Genomic DNA, 23,436 nt, shown 5'->3' with positions numbered 1-23,436 from the left:
CCGTAAAAAGAAGAAGATTAAAAAGCATAACGGCTATTTAGATTAACTCTTAAATAGCCGTATAATTATAACTCAATGAAGCAAAAACGTATTATACGAATTCGTCTGCACCACCAGAAAGCATTAGATCACCAGAGTCTGCCATTCGACGTGCCACTGCCAAAATCTCTTTCTGAGCGGCTTCAACATCTGCCACACGAACAGGTCCCATCGCTTCAAGATCATCACGCATAAGTTCCGCTGCACGTTTCGACATGCACTTAAACATTTTCTCTTTAAGTGCGTCATCGGCACCTTTAAGTGCTTTTTGCAGTACTTCTTGTGGAACATCACGCAGTAGCATTTGAATACCTTGGTCTTGTACATCAATAAGGTTTTCAAATACAAACATAAGATCTTGGATCTGTGTTGCAGTCTCTTCATCTTGATCACGGATTTGATCCATTAACATACCTTCGATGCTGTTATCTAGGTAGTTCATGATTTCTGCAGCTGCTTTCAGGCCGCCAATTTTCGCAGCTTGAGCACCTGATTGACCCGCAAATTGTTTCTCCATGATTTCGTTCAGTTCAGCCAGAGCTGATGGTTGAACTTCTTCAAGGTGTGCAATTCGCATCATCAAATCTAAGCGGCTACGCTCTGGAAACTGAGATAAAATCTCTGCTGACTGATCTGGGTCTAAGTACGATAATACGATAGTTTGGATCTGTGGGTGCTCATTCATAATGATGCTTGCCACTTGACGAGGGTCCATCCATTTCAATGAATCCAACCCCTGAGAGCCACTACCTAGTAGAATTTGATCTACTAGATTATTCGCTTTATCTTCACCAAGAGCAGCAACCAATGCATTACGCATAAAGTCTTCACTGCCCATGCCGATGCTGGTGTACTTCTGAATGTCTTCTAAGAAAGCACGGTGAATAGCTGACACTTTAATCTGATTTAAATCAGATACGGTTGCCATTGCTGCACCTACTTTCTGAACCTGCTTTGGTTCTAAGTGACGAATGATACTTGCGGCATCATCCTCGCTCAAACTAAGCAGTAAAATGGCAGCACGTTCTGAGCCTGCTAGTGATGAAAGATCAAACTCTTGGTTGTCTTCATCTTTTTTTTCTGCTTCTACAATCTCATTAGCCATTTTCAGATACCCAGTTACGAACCACTTGTGCTGCTAACTCTGGTTCATTTGCTACAAGAGCACGAACCGCTTTTAATAAATCTTCGTCTTTATGCAAGTTTGGTAGATCAATGCCGGAACCAAACTCGAAGCCGTCACCATCCAAATCACTGCCAATTAAGCCCATCTCGCCTTCAACGCCTTCGCCTTTCGCAATGGCATCATCTTCTGCTTGGTTAGGGAACAGTAGTTTATTCATTGCTGGGCGAACAAGAATAAGTAGCACAGCAATTATAACTAAAGCACCTGCTAACCATTTAATCCAATCGTTGAAGTTTGGATGCTCCCAAATCGGTACATCAATAGTAATTGGTTGCTCTTCAATCGCAAACTTAACACTTAATACGTTTAATAAGTCACCGCGTTGTTCATTTAAACCAACACTACCAATAATGATTTGACGGATCTTTTCAATTTGCTCTGCCGACACTGGAGTGTAAGTCACTTCGCCTGTTTCAGGGTTAACACTTTGACGCTCTTTTACGGCAACTGAAACCGTTTGGCGTGCAACCGTTCCCGTTTGTTTTCGCTCGTGACTGATGGTTGTGTCTAATTCAAAGTTACGAGTTGCCTCTTTATGAACAGAGCCTTGGCCTAGTACTGAACCATCTTTTAGTTCAGCAATATCCTGAGGGATTGCTGAATCTACTGGTGGCTGATTACTTAGGGCACCCGGAACACCAGCAATCACATTACCATTGTTGTAATCTTCTAATGTGTACTCACTTCGTGTTGATGGTGTTTGTGGATCAAATTGTTTACGTGTTTGTTCAATCGCACTGAAGTCCATTGATACATCAACTTGAGCGGTATAGTTACCCAAGCCTAAAATCGGGATAAGAATCGCATCAATTTTATCACGCAGTGATTGCTCTTGCTTACGCTCTAACTCTTGTTCTTTACGATGAGCCATTGCCATTGGGTCTTGCGTACCAGAACTCAGTAGACGACCGTGTTGATCGGTAACCGTAACACGCGTTGGTTTCATTCCAGGAACCGCACTTGCAACCATATCAACAATCGAATCAACTTCTTCTTGTTTTAGCATTGCACCCATTCGCATAGTCAAGAATACCGTTGCTGATGCTTCTTGGTTATGACGAACAAATACGCTTTGTTTTGGCATTGCGAGTAATACTTGAGCTTTACGAATTGGACGCATTTGCTCAAACGTACTTGCTAATTGGCGTTCACGACTTAACTTTAGACGCTCTTGTTCTAAGCGCTGTGATACACCAAAACCCATATCTTGCAGTAAGATATCATCACCTTCTCCTACTTCTCGGTTTAAACCGGCACGAGAAAGATCAAGCTTCATTTTACTGAATTCAGAAGCAGGAACGAGAATGGTATTGCCTTCTAGTTTGTATTCTGCTTTTTGCGCATCAAGGTGATCAAGAACTTGAATTAATTCATCCGTCTCATACGCACCAAGTGGTCGCATTTCAGGTTCTTGAACCCAAAAGAAAAGCATAACTATTAATGCGACACAGATAGATACAGATAACACAAGGATAACTTGACGCAATAAATCAAGATTACCCAACGCTGAATCTAACTTCGAAGAACTTTGCTCATCAGTATCTGGATTTTGAACATCCATTGAATTATCTAGCGCCATTGAACCACTGGCGGATACCCCATCAGATACTGCTAAATCTGTGTTTTTATTTTCTTCTGACACGCTTTAATTCCTAGAAATTATACTGGCATATTCATGAGTGCTTTATAAGCATCAACTAGCTTATTACGCACTTGAATTGTCGCATCAAATGCTACGCTTGATTTGTTACGTGCAATCATTACATCGGATAATGAGACCCCTTCATCACCTCGATCAAAGCGCACAGCTAAATCGCTTGAAGCTTGTTGTAAGCCATTTACGTTATTAACTGCTTTTGCAAACATGGCACTGAAGTCCGCACCAACTTCTTTACCCGTTGCTGGACGCATTGTATTTGACGCATCAAGCATCATTGCTTGCATTTCGTCCTGTAAACCACCAATTTTCATTTTTATTCTCCGACCCAGTCAACTAATTGACTTTATTTTACGACCCGAAGTATATAAAGCAATTTACATACCAAAATATCAACAAGCATAAGTCATTGTATTAACTTGGGATATCTATTCCAGCATCACGCATCTTCGCTAATTTGTAGCGTAACGTTCGTGGACTAATGCCTAATTTTTCTGCGACATCTTTTCGTTTACCATCACACGCTTTTATAGTTTCAAGGATAATGATGAATTCTTGCTCGCGAAGTTCACCACCCAACCCACTAGATGCGGTTAAAATCTCACCGTCTTCAGATAATGGCATTGCAACTGTGTCATTTATTGACGGTGCTTGTTGCTCAGGCTTAATTGTTGGCGCTTCACCACTAACCACTTGTTGCAACCCTCGAGCATCTACCCAGTCAACGCCTTCTAATAAAATATCATCAGCGGTAATTTGGTGCTCTTCAGCCAAGATCAATGCTCGTTGAACCACATTATCTAGTTCACGCACATTCCCTGGCCAAGGGTAACTTTCCAGTTTTTGAGTAGCTTCAACACTAAAACTAGGTACGGGTAAGCCTTGTTTTTGACAGTGGCGTTCAATAAGGTGCTTAGCAATAGGTGCGATATCACCTTTACGCTCTTTAAGCGCAGGCCATGCAATTGGGAATACATTTAAGCGATAATATAAATCTTCACGAAAATTACCTTCTTCTACGTATTTTTTTAAATCTCGGTTACTGGTCGCCAAAATTCGGACATCAAGCTTAATGCTCTTACGGCCACCTAAACGCTCAACTTCGCGCTCTTGAAGTACACGCAGTAACTTAGCTTGTAGATTAAGATCCATTTCACTGATCTCATCCAATAAGATAGTGCCACCTTGTGCCTGTTCAAACTTACCAGGACACGCTTGAACCGCGCCTGTAAATGCACCCTTCTCATAACCAAATAAGGTTGCTTCTAGCATATTGTCTGGAATAGCAGCACAGTTAATAGCTACAAATGGGCCCTCACTGCGCTGTGAGTTGTTATGGATATAACGAGACATCACTTCTTTGCCTGAACCACTTGGCCCAAGGACCATCACGTTTGCGTCAGTTCGTGCTACTTTATCTGCTAACTTAAGTAATTTAAGACTCTTTTCATCAGCAACAATGGCATCGCCTGTTTGCTCATTTTTAACTGGTGCATAACGGCTAACCATGTTTAACAACACTTCTGGCGCAAAAGGTTTCGCCATGTAATCTATTGCGCCGTCTTTCATTGCAGAAACCGCATCTTCAATATTGGCATAAGCTGTCATTAGAAGAACGGGTAAATTAGGCCAATTTAGCTTGATGCTACGTAACAATGCTAAACCGCCAATTCCTGCCATTTGAACATCAGACACTACTATATCAACAGACTCTTTTTTCAAAATAAGCAACGCGGCTTCTGCGCTATCCGCTTCTACCCATTCGTAACCAGCTAACTCTAAGGTGTCGATCAAGGCTTCGCGTAGGCCTTCATCATCTTCTACGATCAATACTTTACTTTGAGCCATGATTATTCTCCAGATTCTGTTTGAGTTGCTGATTCAGCATAGGTTGCTGTTAATGGAATAGACATGGTGAAGCACGCACCATCATCTGGTTCTGAATACAATTCAAGTTGTCCTTTATGTGCTCGACAAACCATTTGCACCACCGCTAAACCAAGACCCGTGCCTTGAGAGCGTGTAGTGAAAAATGGTTCCATAATTTTATCTTGTAAATCAAATGGGATACCTGGCCCATTATCTTGTACTGATATTTTCAAATAACCATTAACCGGTCTAAAGAAAACATCAATTTGGCATTCTTTTCCAATGGCTTGTATCGCATTCATAATCAAGTTACTAATGGCACTGGCAATAGCGTTGGCATTACCCATTAATAATGTATCTTGTTCTTCTACTTCTAAGTGATAATCCACTTGATTTGATTGCAAAGCGGTTTCTACCATTGGACGATATTCTGCAACAAGCTCTTCAATCGTAAATGATTTAACAACCTTGTTATCGCCACCTTTAGCAAACAACAACATGTCATTCACTTGTTTTTCGAGATCATGTAAACGATCAACCAATTTGGTTTGAAAACGTTTGTGTGTTGCTGCGGGTAAATTTGGGGAACCTAAGTTTGAAGCATAAAGCATCGCACTTGAAAGTGGCGTTCTTACTTGATGAGCAAGGGAGGCAACCATTTTTCCTAACGATGACAAACGCTGCAAATCACTGACACGAGATTGCAGTAAACGGGTTTCGGTTAGATCGGTAATAAGGATCAGTTGGCCCGTTTCTGAGGCTGAGATGGCTAAACGTACTTTACGTCCATTACGCAATGAGATCTCATGCCCATCGTCTTCTCTTGGATCAAATGAGCGTTGAATGACTTCAAACCAACGTTCACCTAATAATGGGGTACCAAGAAGCTTAATGGCTTCTGGGTTTACTTCACATACAACGCCTTGTGTATCAAGCAATATTACCCCCGCAGGCATAACATCTAATACTTGCTTATAACGTGTATTTTGTTCTTCTACTGTGCCAAGGAGTGAATTGATCTCACTCTCAGAGTTACCTTGCATAATTTGATCCCCGCCAAAACAACAAAAGGGCTAATGCATTTAACATGCCAGCCCTTTTTATTGTTTTAAATCATAAGGTTACATCAAAATAACATCTTTAATGAGTCAATTATTTGTCAGTGCAGATTATTAACGCATATCATCTTTGTTTAGATTATATTTACGCATTTTCTCAACTAAAGTCGTTCTACGCATACCTAACATATCAGCAGCACGAGCAACAACTCCCGCCTGTGCTTCAAGCGCTTGGCATATCATATTAACTTCTACATCAGCCAACATCTCCTTTAGATTTAACCCGTCTTCAGGTAAATCATTTGATGCTGGACCAAAGTTTTGATTTGATATTTGAGGGACTCCGCCATCACTAAAATTAGCAAACATATCTGCTAGTGCGGCTTGCTCTTGCTCTTCAATACTTTGTTTATTGTTATTCTCTGGTTGGAACTCCGGTATATCACTATAACGGTATTTTGTCGGTAAGTGATTAACGTCAACCGACTCCCCAGGGAATAAGATCATTAAGCGTTCAATTAGGTTTGCTAGCTCACGCACATTACCCGGCCAATGATGCTCCATTAATGAGTTCACAGCACGTGGTGTTAGACGTACACGAGCACTGCCTTCCGCCTCCATTCTCGCTAGCAATTCTTGCAGTAATAATGGAATATCTTGCTTACGTTCACGCAATGCTGGCATTTCGATTGGAAACACATTTAATCGATAATACAGATCTTCACGGAAGGTCCCTTTCTCTATCATCTCATCAAGATTGCGATGTGTTGCGGCTACAATACGAACATCCGCTTTAATACTTTGATTGCCACCAACACGTTCAAAACAGCGCTCTTGTAATACTCGCAACAGTTTTACTTGCATCGGCATTGGCATATCACCGATCTCATCCAAGAACAGCGTACCGCCTTGAGCCAGTTCAAAACGACCTTTACGAGCGGTAATTGCTCCTGTAAATGCCCCTTTTTCATGACCAAAAAGCTCACTCTCTAAAAGATCTGGTGGAATAGCACCACAGTTTACAGGTACGAACGGTCCCTTACGACGTGGTGAATGATAATGAAGATTACGTGCAACAACTTCTTTACCGGTGCCTGACTCCCCTAAAACAAGAACGCTTGCTTCAGTACCAGAGACTTGCTCAATTAAATGTCGAACCATACTGATAGCTGGGCTTTGCCCAACCATGCTGCGGAATAACGTATTTTTTCGTCCAAGCTGGGGAACACCCAAACCACGACGCCCCATAAACTCTTGGCAATGACGCAGTGCATCCGTTAATTGAGGATAATTAACTGGTTGATTTAATTCACCAACATAGTTCGTTAAATCCTCAAGATCATACGCAGCGCCCGTAAGCATAATAATAGGGATATGATTATTAGTAATTAAGGATTGTTTGATTAATTCTTGTTGTGAACTCTCTGTTACGTTACCTAAAAAACAGGCACTCCAAGGAGCATTCCAGTCAAAAGTAGACAATTCTGAAGTCGAAATGGCATGACAATGCTCACCGATAAACTCAAGAATGATCTTAAGATTGTGACGGTTTTGCTCATCATCTTCAATAATTAGTGTCTTTGCTAAACCTTGCATAGATGTGTTATGTGCCTTAATTCTTTGATTTAAGTGGCCTATTCATTGAACAGCAACGAAATTATACCGCTATTTTATAGCATAAGAAAAATAAGGCAACTATGACTGTCAATAAATGGACAGTCATACGGTAAATGAGAGGTTAGTATAAAAAATCAAAAATAAACTTGATTTATAAAACTAATGGTAGTTTATACCAAATTACGTGACGTGAACTTAGATACCAACTTGGTCTGCAGTAAGGTTATGGAACTCTGCAGGAATTTGATCCCATGCTGACTTTATTTCACGCAACATTTCCACAACATCATCAATAGCTTGACCATCGTTATTTTGATTCGCATGTGAGATCTGACGGATCATAAAGTCGTATAAAGAATCAAGATTACTTGCAATGTCACCACCATCATCCATTGAAAGGCAAGAACGTAAACTGATCACGATATCTAATGCTTTACCAAGACGTTCGCCTTTTACAGGAGTATTACCTTGCTGCATTGCTGCTTTACCTTGGATTAAACGCTCAATCGCGCCAGCCATTAGCATTTGAATTACCTTATGAGGTGATGCAGCACTTAATTGGCTATCAATTGATACCTTTTTATATGCTTGTAGTGAACCTCTCATTGTATTTCCTCAGTATTATTGAAATTTTCTATAAAGTTGAACCGACTTTTGTCCATGGTTCAATTTTTGATAATCTAAAGCAAATTGCTGTCCTAATTGACTCATTTCATCAATAATCAATTGAGTTCTTGCAATTGCGCTTTGCCATCCAGTGGAATGCACTATTTCTGACACTTGTATACATTGATGCAAAAGTTGTTCCCGATTTGATAAAAATATCGCCAATTGTTCAAAATTAATATCATCTGCACGATATAAACTTTGTAACTCTTGATCCAGATTTTCTAATTGCTGTAATAAAATCATCGAAAACACCTAATTATCACTGACACTCATTAACCTAATGCGTTCATCATTCCTGACAACTGAGCTTTCATTTTCCCAGTAACGTCTTGCATATTGGCAAACTTGTTTCGAGTTCGTTCTTGTAAACTCTCCATACGACGATCTAAATCCACTTGTTGGTCATTTAAGCGGTAATTTTGATCTCGCATGGTATTCATTCTGGTACGAATAGGGCCTGTTACCCCTGTCATACTCTGAATTACGTCTTCAATTTTTTTAGCAAACCCTTTAGAACCACCAAAAAATGTATACAATTGACCAAAGTTTTCATTCAATTGTCGATCAAGCATCGTATGGTTTATTTCTAACGTCCCTTGACGAGTGGTCGAAATACCTAGTTCAATAAGTGTTTTTACATCTTTTGGTGCCGATTCTACTGGTGCTACAAAAGCAGATTTCAAACGAGATTCAGCAGATCGAACAACACTATCACCGGCAAGAGGGCCACTTTGACCAGTTGCCGGATCAAAACCACTCAGTGCTTGAGTCGTTTCGTAAAACTGATTATAAGTAGCAACAAATTGTTCAATCGCGGCTTTTACGCCATCTCTATCAAACTGTACATCAAGCTCAACACGCTTGCTTGCTTCTGCTGTCGTACCTTTTAATGTGATATCTACGCCATGAACCGCATCTTGAATCACATTGGTATCACTGCTTATTCGAGCAACACCATCTAATACTACTTTTGCACTACTTGCTGTTTGCACTTCTTGAAGGCCAGAAAATAAAGGTTTCCGTGGGCCTTCAGGCTTAATTGCCTCTACGACTTTTTCAATCGGTTCTAATTTTTCTTTTGCTATTTCTTTAATTGTCGGCGGTAACTGCTCAATTTTTTCTTTAGCTATTTCAACCAATTCTTTTTTAGGTGCTACTTGAGGTGCTTCATAAGTAATGCCTGCCGCTTGAAAAACAACATCTGGCGTTTGGCCGATTTCAGCTAAGGCTTCTGCAGCATCTTGATCGCCTTGCTTTGCTGCTTTAGCTAACTCGATCTTTTCATCTTCACTTGGAAGTGCCGCTTGCAGGGTACCCGCTGTACGCTCACTCCAGCCTGACATGCCCGATGTTGGATCGGTTGGGTCTTCTAGTGTCGATAATGCAGCTGTAGCTTCTTGTTGAAGCATGATCTCTTTTGCCGCTTTTTCTTCTCGCGCTAATTCACGATTGGCATAATCAATTAGCGGCTTAAAGTACGCGTATTTTTCTTCATCACTTAATTCCGGAACTTCTTGTGCCGTTATTGGCTCTTGCATTTGCTGAGCGGCAATTTCTGGTACATTTTGATATTCAAGCAAGGTTGGAATATCAAATTTTGTTGATACCGTAGGATCAAAATTAGGATTAAAAGCAAGGCGATGCAGCTGATTATTGTATTCAGCATCGACTTCAATTTTAACTTTATGACTTTCGCCCGGTTTATCTGAAGCGAGAATAAGACGTGAACCGCCATCGTCTTTAACGATAGAGGCTTGTACACCTGGATTTGATGGTGCACTATTGATCTGCTTTAACAGATCGGTGATTTTGTTATTTTTACCAATAATTTCAATGGTGAACTCTTTATCACCTAATGAAATATCCAATTTACCTGGACCAAATTTAGCATCATCACGAATTGGCGATGATGCTAGTTTTTGAGCTTGAGCTAATTGTAAAACATCAATTGTGTATCGACCCGCTAAGGCTTCTGGTGTTGCTGTCGCACTGACTACTTCATCATCACTGCTTGAAATAGTTCGAGATGCAAACGTATCCTCTTGGCGAAACGTCGACATGAGGTTTTTCATGGTATCTAACGATTCTTGCAGACGGCCATAACCACTGATATTCATGTCTATATCTGAGCGTTCACGGTCGATGCGCTGCTGCTTTGGTAAGCGCTCGCTTTCAACTATTTTGCTCACCATAGAATTAATATCTAGGCCACCACCCATCCCCATCGGGCTCATACTCATGAAGCATTTTCCTCAATTAACGATTATATCTTCTCAGCTATTAATCCAGATGCACTGGCAGCTAATTCTCTGGCAACTTCCAACATTTTTTCATCGGGGATTTGACGAATGATTTCACCGCTACTAACTTCAAAAACGGTAATAACCTGCCGCCCAGACTCTTCATCTAGACGAAATGATAATCCTCGACCCATGCTTTTAACGTATTCATTCAGCTCTTTCACTGCATGATAAAGTTCTTCTTTCTTTTTCGTTTCAAGCTGTTGCTCTGCTTCTACCACAATTGCTTGGCTTGGCGTCAATAGTTCTGACGGTTCAGCTTTTACTGTTTGATTATTGGTATTCACAGATGATGTTGGCTGCACATAAGAACTAGCAATTTGCGTGCCGTTATTGGAAGGTGGAGAGGTAAGGATTGGGGAAGGTACAAATGAAGGGTTCATAACTCTTTCCTCCTAATACGAAAAAAGACAGCAGGAGAGCGGTCCGGCTGTCATATTTCAGTAAGTGGGTTGACGATGAAGCCGCCCACCTACCTATTTTGGTATTATCACTTAATCAAAAAGATTAACGTAATAGACCTAGAGCTGCGTTTGGCGCTTGCTTAGCTTGAGCTAAGATAGAAGAGCTTGCTTGCTGTAGGATTTGTGCTTTAGTCATTTCAGTTGTTTCTTTCGCGAAATCAACGTCTTTGATTTGGCTCTTAGCAGCAGAAACGTTTTCGTTAATGTTATCTAAGTTGTTGATTGTGTGACCCATACGGTTTTGAGCAGCACCCAGCTCAGAACGGTGGCTATCAACAAATTTCATTGCTGCATCAACAACTGCGATTGCATCTTGAGAACCAGCTACAGTTGTAACGTCGATGTTACCTACTGTTTTTTGTGCTTTAACTGCATCAGACATACCAGTTTCGTTAGCTAGAGCACCAGAGAATTCGATTTCGCCTTCGATTGTGCCTTTAGCTGCGAATACTTGTAGTTTGCCATCTTCACCAACAGAAGCGCTAACTTTATCAGTTTGGCCGTTGATGTAAGTTGCTACTTCTTCAATATCGTCACCAGCTTTAGCTGTGATTGATACTGATTGCTCTTCACCAGACTTATCTGTGAAAGAAATAGTCATTTCTGCATCTTTACCAGCAGTCCAACCCGCAGCAACACCTTCTTTCGCAGTGAAAGATTGGCCACCCATGTTTGACTCATCTGCACGTAGGTTGTTCAGAGTAAGCATTACCGCTTCACCTGAATCAGCACCAACTTGGAAAGATTTAGTACCGAAGCTACCGTTTAGTAGGCGAGTGCCACCAAAAGAAGTTGTTTCAGCAATACGGTTCATTTCATCAGAAAGAGCCGTTACTTCTTGTTGGATTGCGCTACGGTCAGCATCAGTGTTTGAACCATTTGACGATTGCAGTGCTAGGTCACGTACACGAGAAAGGATGTTTGAAGTCTCTTTCATTGCGCCTTCAGCAGTTTGCATCATAGAGATGCCGTCATTTGCGTTACGAACCGCTACGTCTAGACCACGAGTTTGCGTGTTTAGGCGGTTAGAGATTTGTAGACCAGCCGCATCATCTTTAGCACTGTTGATTTTGTTGCCAGAAGACAGACGTTCCATTGATTGGTTAACGTCAGATGTTGCGCTGTTTAAGTAACGCTGAGCTGTCATTGCTGATACGTTAGTATTTACTGTAATAGACATAAATAGATCTCCTAAGGGATAGTTCAATGGTGGTTTGGTCTCATCCTCCGAACCAACCATTGTTTCTCACATATATTTAAAAGCGTATCTCTATGCACTTTGCAGACTCTCACCTCTACAAAATACATCATGAAATAGCCTAAGTTTAATTTTATAAAGTAAGTCAGACTTACTTATAACCTGTTGGGATAGAACTTTGCAGATAGCTTAGCTCTCATTCTCACAAGTGTTTACTATGCTGATTAGCCCAACAGGCCTAATGCTGCATTTGGTGCCTGCTTAGCTTGAGCAAGGATAGACGAGCTCGCTTGTTGCAGGATTTGAGATTTCGTCATTGCAGTGGTTTCTTTCGCAAAATCAACATCTTTGATTTGGCTGTTTGCTGCACTCGTATTCTCATTAATATTTTCTAAGTTGTTGATAGCGTGACCAAAACGGTTTTGGAAAGCACCTAAGTCAGCACGATTTGAATCAACATATTGCATTGCTGAGTCTAGAATCGCGACTGCTTTTTGTGAACCACCAACCGTCGTTACATCGATGCTCTTAACCGTATCAGTAACCTTGTTACCCATACCTAGTTCGCTGCTTAGTGAACCACTAAATGCAATGTCAGTTGCTTCAGCTGCTGCAAATACTTGCAGTTTGCCATCTTCTGTTACAGAAGCATTTACTGCACTGCTTTGGCCATTAATGTAAGTTGCTACTTCTTCAATGTCATCACCCGCTTTTGCGTTAATAGTGATGTTTTGTTCTTGGCCATCTTTATCAACAAAGTTCATTGTTAATTCTGTGCTTTCTACATCTACTTTCCAGTTTGCATCTTTACCTTCCGTCGCTGAGTAAGTGTGTCCACCCATTGCCGTTGTATCAGAGCGCATGTTATTCAACGTTAGCATTACTGCTTCACCTGAATCTGCACCGATTTGGAAAGATTTAGTGCCAAACTGACCGTTAAGTAAGCGAGAGCCACCGAACGATGTTGTTTCTGCAATACGGTTTAATTCGTCATTCAAAGCAACCACTTCTTCTTGAATTGCTGTACGGTCAGCTGTTGTATTTGAACCGTTAGAAGATTGAAGTGATAAATCACGCATACGTTGAAGGATGTTCGTTGTTTCGTTCATCGCACCTTCAGCAGTTTGCGCCATTGAGATACCATCATTTGCATTTCGAACTGCTACATCTAAACCACGAGTTTGAGATGTTAGACGGTTAGAAATTTGTAGACCCGCTGCATCATCTTTTGCACTGTTAATTTTAAAGCCAGAAGACAAACGCTCCATTGAGCTGTTTAAGTCATTCGTTGCGTTGTTTAGGTAACGCTGTGCTGTCATTGCTGATACGTTTGTGTTTACATTGATAGACATATTTTATTTCTCCACTTTGGTTCCGAATCACTCCGCTCCTGGACCGGAAACCGTATTATTCATCGTTGATACTTAACTTAACGACCTGACTTCAATTTACTTTAGAAAAACTTTTAATTTTTTTAAGTTTTTCTTTTTAAAGCACTTTCTGTTTATTCAGTCGTTCTGCTTTGTACTTAGGTTATCGCTCAAACTCGGAAACTCTTTAGGAAAAAATGCAAAAAAAATGAAATTAATTTAAATAAAGGGGGAAAAGTAAGAAAAAACGCTATAAATCAACAAAAACAGAACAAAGGTAACTCAAATAACATACAGATAAACACATTACAGGCCAATATACAGTTCATCATGCTTTATATTGACATAAAAAAAGCCGAGGTAGTCCCCGGCTTTGGTATAGTGTGAGAGCACTACTACCTTAGAAGTTTCTTTAATTAGCCAATATAATTAGCGTAACAGGCCAAGAGCAGCATTTGGCGCTTGCTTAGCTTGAGCTAAAATAGATGAACTTGCTTGCTGAAGGATTTGAGCTTTAGTCATCTCAGTGGTCTCTTTCGCAAAATCGACATCTTTAATTCGACTATTTGATGCTGATACATTTTCATTAATGTTATCTAGATTATTAATCGCATGGCTAAAGCGATTTTGGAAAGCACCTAAACCAGCTCGATTCTCATCAACAAATTGCATTGCCGCATCAAGGACAGCAACTGCTTTTTGTGAGCCACCAACGGTTGTTACATCAATACTCTTAACGGTTTCAGCTTGTGCTGCACCCATGTTTAGTTCACTTGCTAGTGAACCACCAAATTGCACTTCACCTTGCACTTTATCATTCGACGTTACAATTTGTAGCTCGCCGTTCTCTGAGACAGAAGCATTAATAGAATCAGTCTGGCCATTAATGTAAGTCGCTACTTGTTCAATGTCATCGCCCGTTTTGGCATTAATTGTCAGTTCTTTCTCTTCGCCCGCTTTATTAACAAACGAAACTATTAATTCTGAATTTTCTGCATTAACACCCCAGTCAGCATCAAGCTTGGTTTCGGCTTTATAGCTTGTACCCCCCATTGATGCCGAGTCAGAACGCATATTATTTAGGCTTAGCATTACCGCTTCACCAGAATCAGCACCGATTTGGAATGATTTAGTACCAAACTGACCATTTAGAAGACGAGAGCCACCAAAAGAGGTCGTTTCTGCAATTCGGTTAAGTTCATCATTAAGTGCACCCACTTCTTGCTGAATCGCTTCACGATCTGCAGACGTATTTGAACCGTTAGAAGACTGAAGCGATAAATCACGCATACGTTGTAAGATGTTTGTCGATTCGTTCATCGCACCTTCAGCTGTTTGTGCAATAGAAATACCATCATTTGCATTACGAACAGCAACATCTAAACCACGAGATTGAGAAGTTAAACGATTTGAAATTTGCAGGCCTGCTGCATCATCCTTCGCACTGTTAATTTTAAAGCCAGAAGATAGACGTTCCATTGATTGATTAACGCCATCCGTTGCATTGTTCAAGTAACGCTGAGCAGTCATTGCTGATACGTTAGTATTTACTGTAATCGACATAGTGGTATCTCCGTTTAGTTTTCCGATTGTTTTCCGTAGTTCGGAAAACTGAGCTTTATTATTTGGAACTAACAACGTTGCTATTAGTGCCTGATACTTAGCTTAGCGACGGTTAAAAATAAACCTTTATGCTTTTTTTTATAAAACAGGTGATTACTTTATGAACTATGATCATGCTTCAAAGTTTTTTACAATTGACTAAAAAACAGCTAAAGTTTTTTCGCTTTTGACCAAGTATTAATCAAAACCTTGATACAAAAGGATGTTACTTACTTCTCCTTTAGCCTTACTTTCAGTTTGATACTTCATTTCTTTATTTATTTCACTTTAGTACCTTTATTTTCTTTAGACGAAAAAAACCAGCTGTCATTGCTGGTTTTTAAATAGTTATATCTGTAGGTATAAGTTACCCAAGCAGTTTTAACGCAAGATCAGGAACTTGTTTAGCTTGAGCGAGTACTGTTGAGCTTACTTGCTGTAAGATTTGCGCTTTCATCATCTCAACCGTTTCTTTTGCAAAGTCGGTATCTTCAATTCGACTGTTTGATGCCGAGATATTTTCATTAATATTGTTTAAATTATTAATCGCATGACCAAAACGGTTTTGGAACGCCCCTAATGTCGCACGTTCTTTATCGACAAACCCCATAGCGGCATCTAACGTTGCAATAGCCTTTTGAGAGCCACCCACCGTGGTTAAATCCAAATCATTCACAGTATCAAATACAGCACCACCAATAGCCAATTCCGCAGATAGCGAACCACCAAAGGTCACCGCACTAGAAACTAAATCCCCTGCGGTAAATAACTGTAACTGACCGTTCTCATCGACAGAGGCTTTAACAGTATCATTTTGCCCATTGATGTAGGTTGCTAATTCCTCAATATCATCACCCGCTTTCGCTTCAATTGTGATTTCTTGAGCTTTACCATTTTCATCATTAAATGACATGGTAAGCGTCTGCCCGCCTTCTGGTACTGTCCACCCTTTGTTTAGCTGGTTTTGAGAGGTGTAATGAAAGCCCCCCATTGCTAAGGTGTCAGAACGCATACTACCAAGCGTTAACTGCACTGCTTCACCCGCATTAGCGCCAATCTGAAAGGTTGATGTTCCAAATTGACCATTCAATAAGCGGCGACCACCAAAAGAGGTGGTTTCTGCAATACGATTTAATTCATCATTTAAAGCATCCGCTTCTTCTTGTATTGCCTGACGATCTTGTAAAGAGTTAGAGCCATTTGATGACTGCAGTGCTAAATCACGCATACGTTGAAGAATGTTGGTACTTTCATTCATTGCGCCTTCTGCTGTTTGGGCAATAGAAATACCATCATTAGCATTACGAACCGCCACATCCAAACCACTCATTTGTGATTTTAAACGGTTTGATATCTGCAAACCTGCCGCATCATCCTTCGCACTATTAATTCGACTTCCTGAGGAAAGACGCTCCATTGACTGGTTTAAATGCTCCGTCGCTTGATTTAAATATCGCTGTGCCGTCATTGCAGACACATTGGTGTTTACCGTTACAGACATAACAATCTCTTAATATATTTAATCTTAATAATTATAGCGGCCAAATAACTCAAAGCTTAACTGATATTTTGATGATGGCAGCGGCTACTGCTTTCTATTTGATAATGGCTAGGATCAATACCTTCAGACTTCAATAAGTTAATAAGAGCAGGATCTGAACATTCCTCTCCTAAATAATGCTTTAGATCTTTTCTGGCCTTACGTTTTACTTTATGAATAGGAGAATTAAAACATTCTCCATAGCCTTTAATATGACTATTTTTAGGAGTGATGGCTTTTTCTTCAAAATAACGCTCGACATCTGGATCGAGGCATGACTTCACTAAAATAAATGAATCATATTTCACATAGGATAAAATATCATTATTGTGCAGCTGGGCACTAAACGTAGAAAAAGATAAAGAAGTTAATAATAAAAATCGTAAGAATGAACTCATAACATGACCTTACTTATAGAATAGACAGTAAGTCATCGACTGAAATAAGATTTTCTAAATTAAAAAGAATGTTTTTAGAAGGGTAGCCCCAATTAAGGGGCATAAAGCTAGGCTGGTTTTTTATGAGGAGATCTGTGAGAAGAACACAAAAAACCAGTTACCTGAAGCTTGCCAACAATCAAATGAACAAGAGGATGATGAGAGATGAGAGCACCTCTTGTTCACTAAGATGACTGTTGTTAGTTACTCAATTACTGCAGTAAAGTTAATGCAGCGTTTGGTAACTGTTTCGCTTGAGCAAGAATAGACGTACTAGACTGCTGAAGGATTTGTGCTTTTGTCATATTTGTTGTTTCTTTAGCAAAATCAGTATCTTTGATTCGGCTGTTAGAAGCAGATACATTCTCTTGAATGTTTGACAAGTTGTTGATGCTGTGACCTAAACGGTTTTGTTTAGCACCTAAATCAGCACGCTCACGGTCGATGTAAGCAAGAGCTGAATCGATAACACCGATAGATACTTGCGCATCACCTACAGACGTTACATCTAGTTTATCAACCGTTGCTTTAATACCAGCACCGCCAGCTAAACCTAACTCAGAAGCAAGGTTACCAGACACCGCTAACTCACCTTGGATAGATGGTTCCGCTACAAACAGTTGAAGTTTACCTTCATCACCAACAGATGCAGAGATCTTATCTGATTGACCATTGATGTATGTTGCTAACTCTTCAATATCATCACCAGCTTTAGCGTTGATATCGATAGAAACCATTTCACCTTTTTGAGTTGTGAACTCTAGTTTCATGTCACTTTTGCCAGCTTCTACATTCCAAGACGCGCTTTTGCCGTTCTCAGAAACGAAACGTTGACCACCCATGCGGCTATCATCAGCACGTACAGAGGTTAATTCGATTAGAATTGCTTCACCCGCGTTTGCACCAATTTGGAATGCAGATTCGCCGAATGTACCGTTCAGTAGGCGACGACCACCGAATGATGTAGTTTCTGCGATACGGTTAAGCTCATCAGACAGCGCGTGAACTTCTTCTTGGATAGAAGCACGATCTTGGTCTGAGTTAGAGCCATTTGCCGCTTGTAGTGATAAATCACGCATACGTTGAAGGATGTTAGTCGATTCGTTCATCGCACCTTCAGCTGTTTGAGCGATAGAGATACCATCGTTCGCGTTACGCATAGCAACATCAAGACCACGAGTCTGAGCTGTTAGGCGGTTAGAAATTTGTAGACCAGCAGCGTCATCTTTTGCGCTGTTGATCTTAGTACCTGAAGACAAACGCTCCATTGAATTGTTTAAATCGTTTGTTGCGTTATTTAGGTAACGCTGCGCAGTCATCGCAGATACGTTAGTATTTACATTTACAGCCATCGTTGCTCTCCTTTGGCTTCGCTTTCGCGAAAACTCATTTCTGCTCTATTCAGAAATATTTAAAATTCATATCAGCCACAATTGACCAATAGTTATTAAGTGTCATGTAATTTACATATCAAATCTCATGCCAAGATGAGAAAAATATGCACATTAATGACTGACATACAAAAGCAAAGTCATTAACTCTACTTTGCAACTGCTATGCCACTATTTACCATTGGCAAACTGTGAGCGTCTCAGTCATAGTTATCTATTAGCATAAGGCGTGCCAGTTTTTCCACTCAAAACTTCAGCACAAGAAAAAATAAATAAAACCCTTAAATAACAAAGACTTAAGTAAACGGTAATCTTTGTTTGTTTTCGCTTTTTATAGAAAAACAAGAATAAAAAATAATTTTGCCGCTTGATCATTAATAGGTATTGCCGCTTTTTTGCACCTTTGCCTCAATCAACAAATGACTATTTGCCTGCGACTAAAAAGCGGCAAAAACACAAACGATGCGGCAAGACATTTCCCATGCAATACACTGATAATTCAATTGGTTACGGGCATAAAAAAAGCCTAACACTGCTGCTAAGCTCTCTATTTTATTTAATGGTGGTATTTACACGTAGTTAAATAAAGTGATGTCCTTTACTTTACCAAACGCTTGTTGAGATGCCTGAAGTGCACGAGTATTTTCATTAAACTCGATAACCGCTTGCGCATAGTCTAAGTCTTCAATAGAACTTAATGATTTAGAAATAGTTAAATCAAAATCTTGATGCTGCATCTCTTGTTGATCTAGCGTATTTTGTCTCGTACCAACTTCTGCTCGCGCTTGGCTTAAATGAATGAATGCCGCGTGAAATTCATCCGTTACTTGATGTAATTCTGCCGTTGTTGAGGCATCAGACACATCATTTAATGCTAATTCTTGTGCTCTTTTGAACGAATCAAAAATACTAATGGTCTTTTTTGGCTCTAAGGTGATGGTATCACCCGCTTTTAATTGACCACGGATTTGAATATCAACCCCTTCGTATTTAATGCCTTCAGAAGGGTCAAACTGAGCCGTTTTTACCGTGCTGCCATCTTTTGATAGCTCATAGTTATACTGACCGTTAGCCGCTGCATTAAAAGTGATTTCATAAGTTGCAGGGTCGGTGTAATTGGTATTAGTCGCTTTTGATAGCAAAAGCTCTGAACCTTCTTGCAGTGCGTACTGTGGATCATAATCTCCAAATGGATTTTTGATTTCAGTAAACAGCTTACTGCCAGAATCATTAACAGCAACTTCAATCGAACCTGATACTTTTAAATTACGTTGGTATTCATCTCCGGCATAAGCAACAGTCCCATCATTTGATCTAAAAAATGGTTGGGTTTTAGGCTTAGTTCCAGAGAAAAGGTAATTTCCTGATTCATCTAACATATTAGTTAGGTTTAAGAAATTATCTGCTAATCCTTTTACGTCCTGAGCATGAGCGTAACGGTCTTCTGGTGCAAGAGAGCCGTTAATCATTTCCATTACACTGCGCTTTGCATCATCGGCAAACTGCTCCGCATTGGCAATCGCCACTTCATGACGCTCTAAGCGGTTGCGAGCAAGAATAATGGTATCGCTGTATTGACGTAGTTCTTCTTTCTTTTGCGTTAGGTTTTGAGCGTATAACGCAGCAACGGGGTCGTCTCCTGCCGTTAATAGCTTTTTACCTGACGCTAATTGTGCGCTGTTTTGATGCACTTTGGCTTCTTGGCGCGAAATATCATTCTGAACTGATTGGTAATTATGAAAGCTTGAAATACGAGTTAACATATTGAATGCCTCCTAGTTACGAAAGTTGCAAGATTGAGTTAAACGTTTCGTCTGCCGCTTTCATAATACGAGAAGAAGCCATATACGCTTGTTGGAACTTCATCATATTTGCCGCTTCTTCATCTAAGTTTACACCAGCAACAGAAGCGACACGACTTTGTGCTGCTTCGTTTTCTACACGAGAAACTTCAGATAAACGAGACGCTGTTGCTTTTTTCAGGCCAATTTCAGTATTTACGTTTTCGTATAGGTCAATCACCGTTGAGCGGCCTTCGTCCATTACTTTACGAGTTTGTAAGCCTTGCATTAACAATAAGTTACCGTTATCACCTTCTGATGGCACTAAGTTAGCAGCAAACTTATCATTTGCAGCTGCACCACCTGTTAGCTCAAACGTTGTACCACCAACGCTTACCGGACCTTTTGGTGGGTAGGTTTGTGGTTCTAGTAACATTTTTCCTTTCATATCTAACACTGCAAACTGATTCGCTGCTGGAGAGATAACGACTTGGAACTCTTTTAGCTCACCTGCTTGTAACACTTTAAATTTCGCATTACCTGTCGCAAAAGTGGCAGAGCTTGCGTAACTTTGTGCAGCAATTTTCTCTGCTTCATTCATTTCAAGCTTCATTTCGCCAGCCGCAATACGGGTTGGGCGAAGTAATACACGCTCACCGGCACCTAGTGGTTCACGAATTTCAACTCGCATACCGTCTAGGAAAAAGGTCGATGGGTTACCGGTTGGGTCTAAGCGTTGAACTTCACCTGTAGGTCGGGTCACCGTATATTGGCTGCCGTCATACTTTAGTGTGTAATCACCCGCTTTTAGTAAGCTAATATCATCAATAAATACGCCTACTTCAGCAGACGAACCACCTTGTACGATGGCACGACTACGTGCTGCTTGTTCTGAATTCACATCAGAGAAAATATTAGCACCAATTTGACCACGTAAATCAATCGCTTGACTTTGTAGACGGTTAACTTCACTGCTAAAGCCCACAGCCACTCGGCCTAACTCATCCATAATGGTAGGAATGGTGTTATCACGCAATTCAAACAATGATGATAATTTGCCACCAATGCTGTCGTGCTGAATCGCCTTCACTCCTAAGCCTTCAACCATTGCTAGTCGACGCTGTAAAACATCTGGAGAGCCTTGAATCATCTTCAATTGACTTGATTCAGTACCAGACACTAGCATATGTCCACCACCAATTAATACATTGAATGAGTTTTCATTATCACGCTTAGTAATGGTTACTTTTGTGTACTGAGACAGTTCTTTAATTAATTTTTCATGACGATCCATTAGGTCATTGTGCGGACCTGGGGTCTTGATCATCACTTTGTTAATATCTTTTAACTCTAGAGCAATACCATTCATACGCTCTACCGTTAGATCCATCTTTTTATTTACGTCTGAATTTTGCTGACGTACGTTCTCATAAAAGTCATTTAAGCTTTGCGAAACAAGACGTGATTTTTCAAGGACTACTTTACGCGCACCGATTTCGTTAGGGCTATCGGCAAGTGTTTTTACTGCATCAAACCAATCATTAATGTTTTCTGGAATACGTTTTGCGCCAATAGACGACATCATATTCGTTAGAACATCAAGATTTGCCTCTGTATCCATAGAGTAATTTAAATTGGTTGTCGATAGATTCAGTTCGTTTGTAGCAAACTGATCAAACGAACGTCGCACAGCGGCTACATGCACGCCTGCGCCGTATTTTGAGCCAGCAACCCAAAGAGGCATATCTGTTTCTTGAACTACCGATTGGCGACTAAAGCCTTCAGTATTAACGTTGTTAATATTGTGACTGGTCGTATTCAGTTGACGCTGCGCCGTAAGCACACCTTGTGTACCTAGATTTAGCAGATCAAGTCCCATGTTGCCTCCAAAAAAAACTCTATAAAAGATGCGATAAAAATTTCCTAACGAATCTAATATAGCAATCAGTGTGCCAACTTTTAAACCCTTTACTTTCAATAAGATAACCAAAAACTCAGACTTAAAACTTTATCTTTGCCACTAAAATTCTGTATTTATTGCCTTTCTTTGCCTCTTTTGGTTTTTAAGCGGCAATAAAACAAAAAATCCTGCCGCTTAGCCAGTCAATATGGCTAAGATGCAGGATTTTAATGGTTTAATTTTTTAGTTAAGTTTATTTAGCTAAGCTTTCTACGGTCTTCATTACACTCATTACTTTACTCGTATAATTTGGATCCGTTGCATAACCTGCACTATGGATCCCTTTAATAAAGCTTTCTGAACTTTCTGTTTGTTGTAGCGCTCGCTCATAACGTGGGTTTTGATTTAAGAATCGAACAAAATCACTAAAGCTCTCTTCATAGTTATCGTATGAACGGAAAGCGGCATTTTCAGTAACTGCAATATTATCGTGATACTCCAAGGTATTCTTAGCGATCTTATCACCTTGCCAACTTCTATCTGCTTTAATATTGAATAAGTTATGACTTGAATCCACTGAGTTTTGAATAACTTTCTTACCCCAACCCGTTTCTAAGGCCGCTTGAGCGATCAATACATTAGAATCAATACCCAGAGCTTTTGCTGCTTTTTCTGCGTATGGTTTCATGGTTTCAACGAACTGCTGAGGTGAATCGAATTTCTGAGGCTGCTGTACAGGTCTTGCCGCTAAAGCTTTTTCTAATTGAGCGACAGACCCTGATTCTGTTTGTGAAGCTTTTTTGGCTTCAGACATTGCCGGATATTGATAATCAACCGGCAAACGTAATGTTTCGTCGGTTGCCGCTTTACGCATTGCCATGCGAGCATCTTGCTCTAAATTCTTGCCGTTATGTACAGGTGGCTCTTGATTCATTGATGCACCAAGTTGAGCAACAATCATGTCTGCTAAGCCTAATGACCCTTTTTTCGACAACTCTGTTGCCATTTGATCATCACGCATTTGCTCAAAGAACTGCTGATTATCACTGCTCATCATGTCTGACTTGAATGAATCATTGGCATTACGCATTGATTTAAAAAGCATTTGTGTGAAGATTGATTCAAATTGCTCAGCCGCCGCACGCAATGCTTTGTCTTGGCTTTCTTGATCGCCACTCACCGCACTTTTACGTAATTTATCTAGACCACCCACATCATGGATAAAGCCTACGTCTGTCATGTTTACTGAATTATTCATCTTTACACTTACTCTTTTAATCAGGGTAATAAAGTTACTGCCTCTACGTTACTAATAGAGCAAATTTAATGCCAAAAAAAACGCACTCCCTAAGAAGTGC

General features: G+C 40.3%; 19 protein-coding genes. All 19 read right to left on the bottom strand.

What is annotated here, in order from left to right; all coding sequences use genetic code 11:
• Nucleotides 1–91: 91 nt before the first annotated feature.
• Entirely contained in the window at nt 92–1,144 is a 1,053-nt protein-coding gene (fliG, locus tag PVK71_RS01445; protein WP_274417314.1) for a flagellar motor switch protein FliG, read from the bottom strand.
• On the bottom strand, nt 1,137–2,867 hold the full coding sequence (gene fliF / locus PVK71_RS01440; protein ID WP_274417315.1) for a flagellar basal-body MS-ring/collar protein FliF: 1,731 nt from the start codon (nt 2,865–2,867) through the stop codon (nt 1,137–1,139). Before fliF ends, fliG begins: the two co-directional genes overlap by 8 nt.
• 17 nt (nt 2,868–2,884) lie before the next feature.
• Nucleotides 2,885–3,196: a flagellar hook-basal body complex protein FliE gene (fliE, locus tag PVK71_RS01435; protein WP_274417316.1), complete on the bottom strand. Its 312-nt coding sequence runs from the start codon at nt 3,194–3,196 to the stop codon at nt 2,885–2,887.
• Nucleotides 3,197–3,296: 100 nt separating this feature from the next.
• Entirely contained in the window at nt 3,297–4,730 is a 1,434-nt protein-coding gene (locus PVK71_RS01430) for a sigma-54-dependent transcriptional regulator (protein ID WP_274417317.1), read from the bottom strand.
• A gap of 2 nt (nt 4,731–4,732) precedes the next feature.
• Nucleotides 4,733–5,794 (bottom strand): sensor histidine kinase, encoded by a 1,062-nt coding sequence (locus PVK71_RS01425; RefSeq protein WP_274417318.1) that lies wholly within the window; start codon nt 5,792–5,794, stop codon nt 4,733–4,735.
• A gap of 129 nt (nt 5,795–5,923) precedes the next feature.
• On the bottom strand, nt 5,924–7,405 hold the full coding sequence (locus PVK71_RS01420; RefSeq protein ID WP_274417319.1) for a sigma-54 dependent transcriptional regulator: 1,482 nt from the start codon (nt 7,403–7,405) through the stop codon (nt 5,924–5,926).
• A 216-nt stretch (nt 7,406–7,621) separates the two neighbouring features.
• Nucleotides 7,622–8,032: a flagellar export chaperone FliS gene (fliS, locus tag PVK71_RS01415; protein ID WP_065624088.1), complete on the bottom strand. Its 411-nt coding sequence runs from the start codon at nt 8,030–8,032 to the stop codon at nt 7,622–7,624.
• Nucleotides 8,033–8,047: 15 nt separating this feature from the next.
• Nucleotides 8,048–8,338: a hypothetical protein gene (locus PVK71_RS01410; RefSeq protein WP_274417320.1), complete on the bottom strand. Its 291-nt coding sequence runs from the start codon at nt 8,336–8,338 to the stop codon at nt 8,048–8,050.
• A 29-nt stretch (nt 8,339–8,367) separates the two neighbouring features.
• The gene (fliD, locus tag PVK71_RS01405) at nt 8,368–10,335 is read right to left on the bottom strand and encodes a flagellar filament capping protein FliD (RefSeq protein WP_274417322.1); all 1,968 of its coding nucleotides are present in this window, start codon (nt 10,333–10,335) and stop codon (nt 8,368–8,370) included.
• Between the two features lie 23 nt (nt 10,336–10,358).
• Nucleotides 10,359–10,778 (bottom strand): flagellar protein FlaG, encoded by a 420-nt coding sequence (locus PVK71_RS01400; RefSeq protein WP_274417323.1) that lies wholly within the window; start codon nt 10,776–10,778, stop codon nt 10,359–10,361.
• Between the two features lie 124 nt (nt 10,779–10,902).
• Entirely contained in the window at nt 10,903–12,039 is a 1,137-nt protein-coding gene (locus tag PVK71_RS01395) for a flagellin (protein ID WP_274417324.1), read from the bottom strand.
• Nucleotides 12,040–12,281: 242 nt separating this feature from the next.
• Complete coding sequence (locus tag PVK71_RS01390) at nt 12,282–13,409, bottom strand: flagellin (RefSeq protein WP_274417326.1); 1,128 nt, start codon at nt 13,407–13,409, stop codon at nt 12,282–12,284.
• A gap of 447 nt (nt 13,410–13,856) precedes the next feature.
• The gene (locus tag PVK71_RS01385) at nt 13,857–14,990 is read right to left on the bottom strand and encodes a flagellin (protein ID WP_274417327.1); all 1,134 of its coding nucleotides are present in this window, start codon (nt 14,988–14,990) and stop codon (nt 13,857–13,859) included.
• Between the two features lie 406 nt (nt 14,991–15,396).
• Nucleotides 15,397–16,530: a flagellin gene (locus tag PVK71_RS01380; protein ID WP_274417328.1), complete on the bottom strand. Its 1,134-nt coding sequence runs from the start codon at nt 16,528–16,530 to the stop codon at nt 15,397–15,399.
• A 56-nt stretch (nt 16,531–16,586) separates the two neighbouring features.
• On the bottom strand, nt 16,587–16,967 hold the full coding sequence (locus PVK71_RS01375; protein ID WP_274417330.1) for a hypothetical protein: 381 nt from the start codon (nt 16,965–16,967) through the stop codon (nt 16,587–16,589).
• A 251-nt stretch (nt 16,968–17,218) separates the two neighbouring features.
• The gene (locus PVK71_RS01370) at nt 17,219–18,358 is read right to left on the bottom strand and encodes a flagellin (protein WP_274417331.1); all 1,140 of its coding nucleotides are present in this window, start codon (nt 18,356–18,358) and stop codon (nt 17,219–17,221) included.
• A 608-nt stretch (nt 18,359–18,966) separates the two neighbouring features.
• Nucleotides 18,967–20,160, bottom strand: a complete 1,194-nt coding sequence (flgL, locus tag PVK71_RS01365) for a flagellar hook-associated protein FlgL (protein ID WP_130048974.1) — start codon at nt 20,158–20,160, stop codon at nt 18,967–18,969.
• A gap of 16 nt (nt 20,161–20,176) precedes the next feature.
• Complete coding sequence (gene flgK / locus PVK71_RS01360) at nt 20,177–22,057, bottom strand: flagellar hook-associated protein FlgK (RefSeq protein ID WP_274417332.1); 1,881 nt, start codon at nt 22,055–22,057, stop codon at nt 20,177–20,179.
• A 274-nt stretch (nt 22,058–22,331) separates the two neighbouring features.
• Nucleotides 22,332–23,336 carry a flagellar assembly peptidoglycan hydrolase FlgJ gene (gene flgJ, locus PVK71_RS01355; RefSeq protein ID WP_274417333.1) on the bottom strand — a complete coding sequence of 335 codons (1,005 nt, stop codon included), beginning with the start codon at nt 23,334–23,336 and terminating at the stop codon, nt 22,332–22,334.
• Between the last annotated feature and the right edge of the window lie 100 nt (nt 23,337–23,436).

The sequence above is a fragment of the Aliivibrio sp. S4MY1 genome (genome assembly GCF_028765545.1).
Classification (GTDB): domain Bacteria; phylum Pseudomonadota; class Gammaproteobacteria; order Enterobacterales; family Vibrionaceae; genus Aliivibrio.
The sequence above is the reverse complement of the archived record's forward strand: the minus strand, read 5'-3'. Positions and strand labels throughout refer to the sequence as shown.

Coding starts and splice junctions, on each gene's coding strand:
- fliG (WP_274417314.1), bottom strand. CDS start 1,144: ATGGCTAATGAGATTGTAGAAGCAGAAAAAAAAGATGAAGACAACCAA.
- fliE (WP_274417316.1), bottom strand. CDS start 3,196: ATGAAAATTGGTGGTTTACAGGACGAAATGCAAGCAATGATGCTTGAT.
- PVK71_RS01430 (WP_274417317.1), bottom strand. CDS start 4,730: ATGGCTCAAAGTAAAGTATTGATCGTAGAAGATGATGAAGGCCTACGC.
- PVK71_RS01425 (WP_274417318.1), bottom strand. CDS start 5,794: ATGCAAGGTAACTCTGAGAGTGAGATCAATTCACTCCTTGGCACAGTA.
- PVK71_RS01420 (WP_274417319.1), bottom strand. CDS start 7,405: ATGCAAGGTTTAGCAAAGACACTAATTATTGAAGATGATGAGCAAAAC.
- fliS (WP_065624088.1), bottom strand. CDS start 8,032: ATGAGAGGTTCACTACAAGCATATAAAAAGGTATCAATTGATAGCCAA.
- PVK71_RS01410 (WP_274417320.1), bottom strand. CDS start 8,338: ATGATTTTATTACAGCAATTAGAAAATCTGGATCAAGAGTTACAAAGT.
- fliD (WP_274417322.1), bottom strand. CDS start 10,335: ATGAGTATGAGCCCGATGGGGATGGGTGGTGGCCTAGATATTAATTCT.
- PVK71_RS01400 (WP_274417323.1), bottom strand. CDS start 10,778: ATGAACCCTTCATTTGTACCTTCCCCAATCCTTACCTCTCCACCTTCC.
- PVK71_RS01395 (WP_274417324.1), bottom strand. CDS start 12,039: ATGTCTATTACAGTAAATACTAACGTATCAGCAATGACAGCTCAGCGT.
- PVK71_RS01390 (WP_274417326.1), bottom strand. CDS start 13,409: ATGTCTATCAATGTAAACACAAACGTATCAGCAATGACAGCACAGCGT.
- PVK71_RS01385 (WP_274417327.1), bottom strand. CDS start 14,990: ATGTCGATTACAGTAAATACTAACGTATCAGCAATGACTGCTCAGCGT.
- PVK71_RS01380 (WP_274417328.1), bottom strand. CDS start 16,530: ATGTCTGTAACGGTAAACACCAATGTGTCTGCAATGACGGCACAGCGA.
- PVK71_RS01375 (WP_274417330.1), bottom strand. CDS start 16,967: ATGAGTTCATTCTTACGATTTTTATTATTAACTTCTTTATCTTTTTCT.
- PVK71_RS01370 (WP_274417331.1), bottom strand. CDS start 18,358: ATGGCTGTAAATGTAAATACTAACGTATCTGCGATGACTGCGCAGCGT.
- flgL (WP_130048974.1), bottom strand. CDS start 20,160: ATGTTAACTCGTATTTCAAGCTTTCATAATTACCAATCAGTTCAGAAT.
- flgK (WP_274417332.1), bottom strand. CDS start 22,057: ATGGGACTTGATCTGCTAAATCTAGGTACACAAGGTGTGCTTACGGCG.
- flgJ (WP_274417333.1), bottom strand. CDS start 23,336: ATGAATAATTCAGTAAACATGACAGACGTAGGCTTTATCCATGATGTG.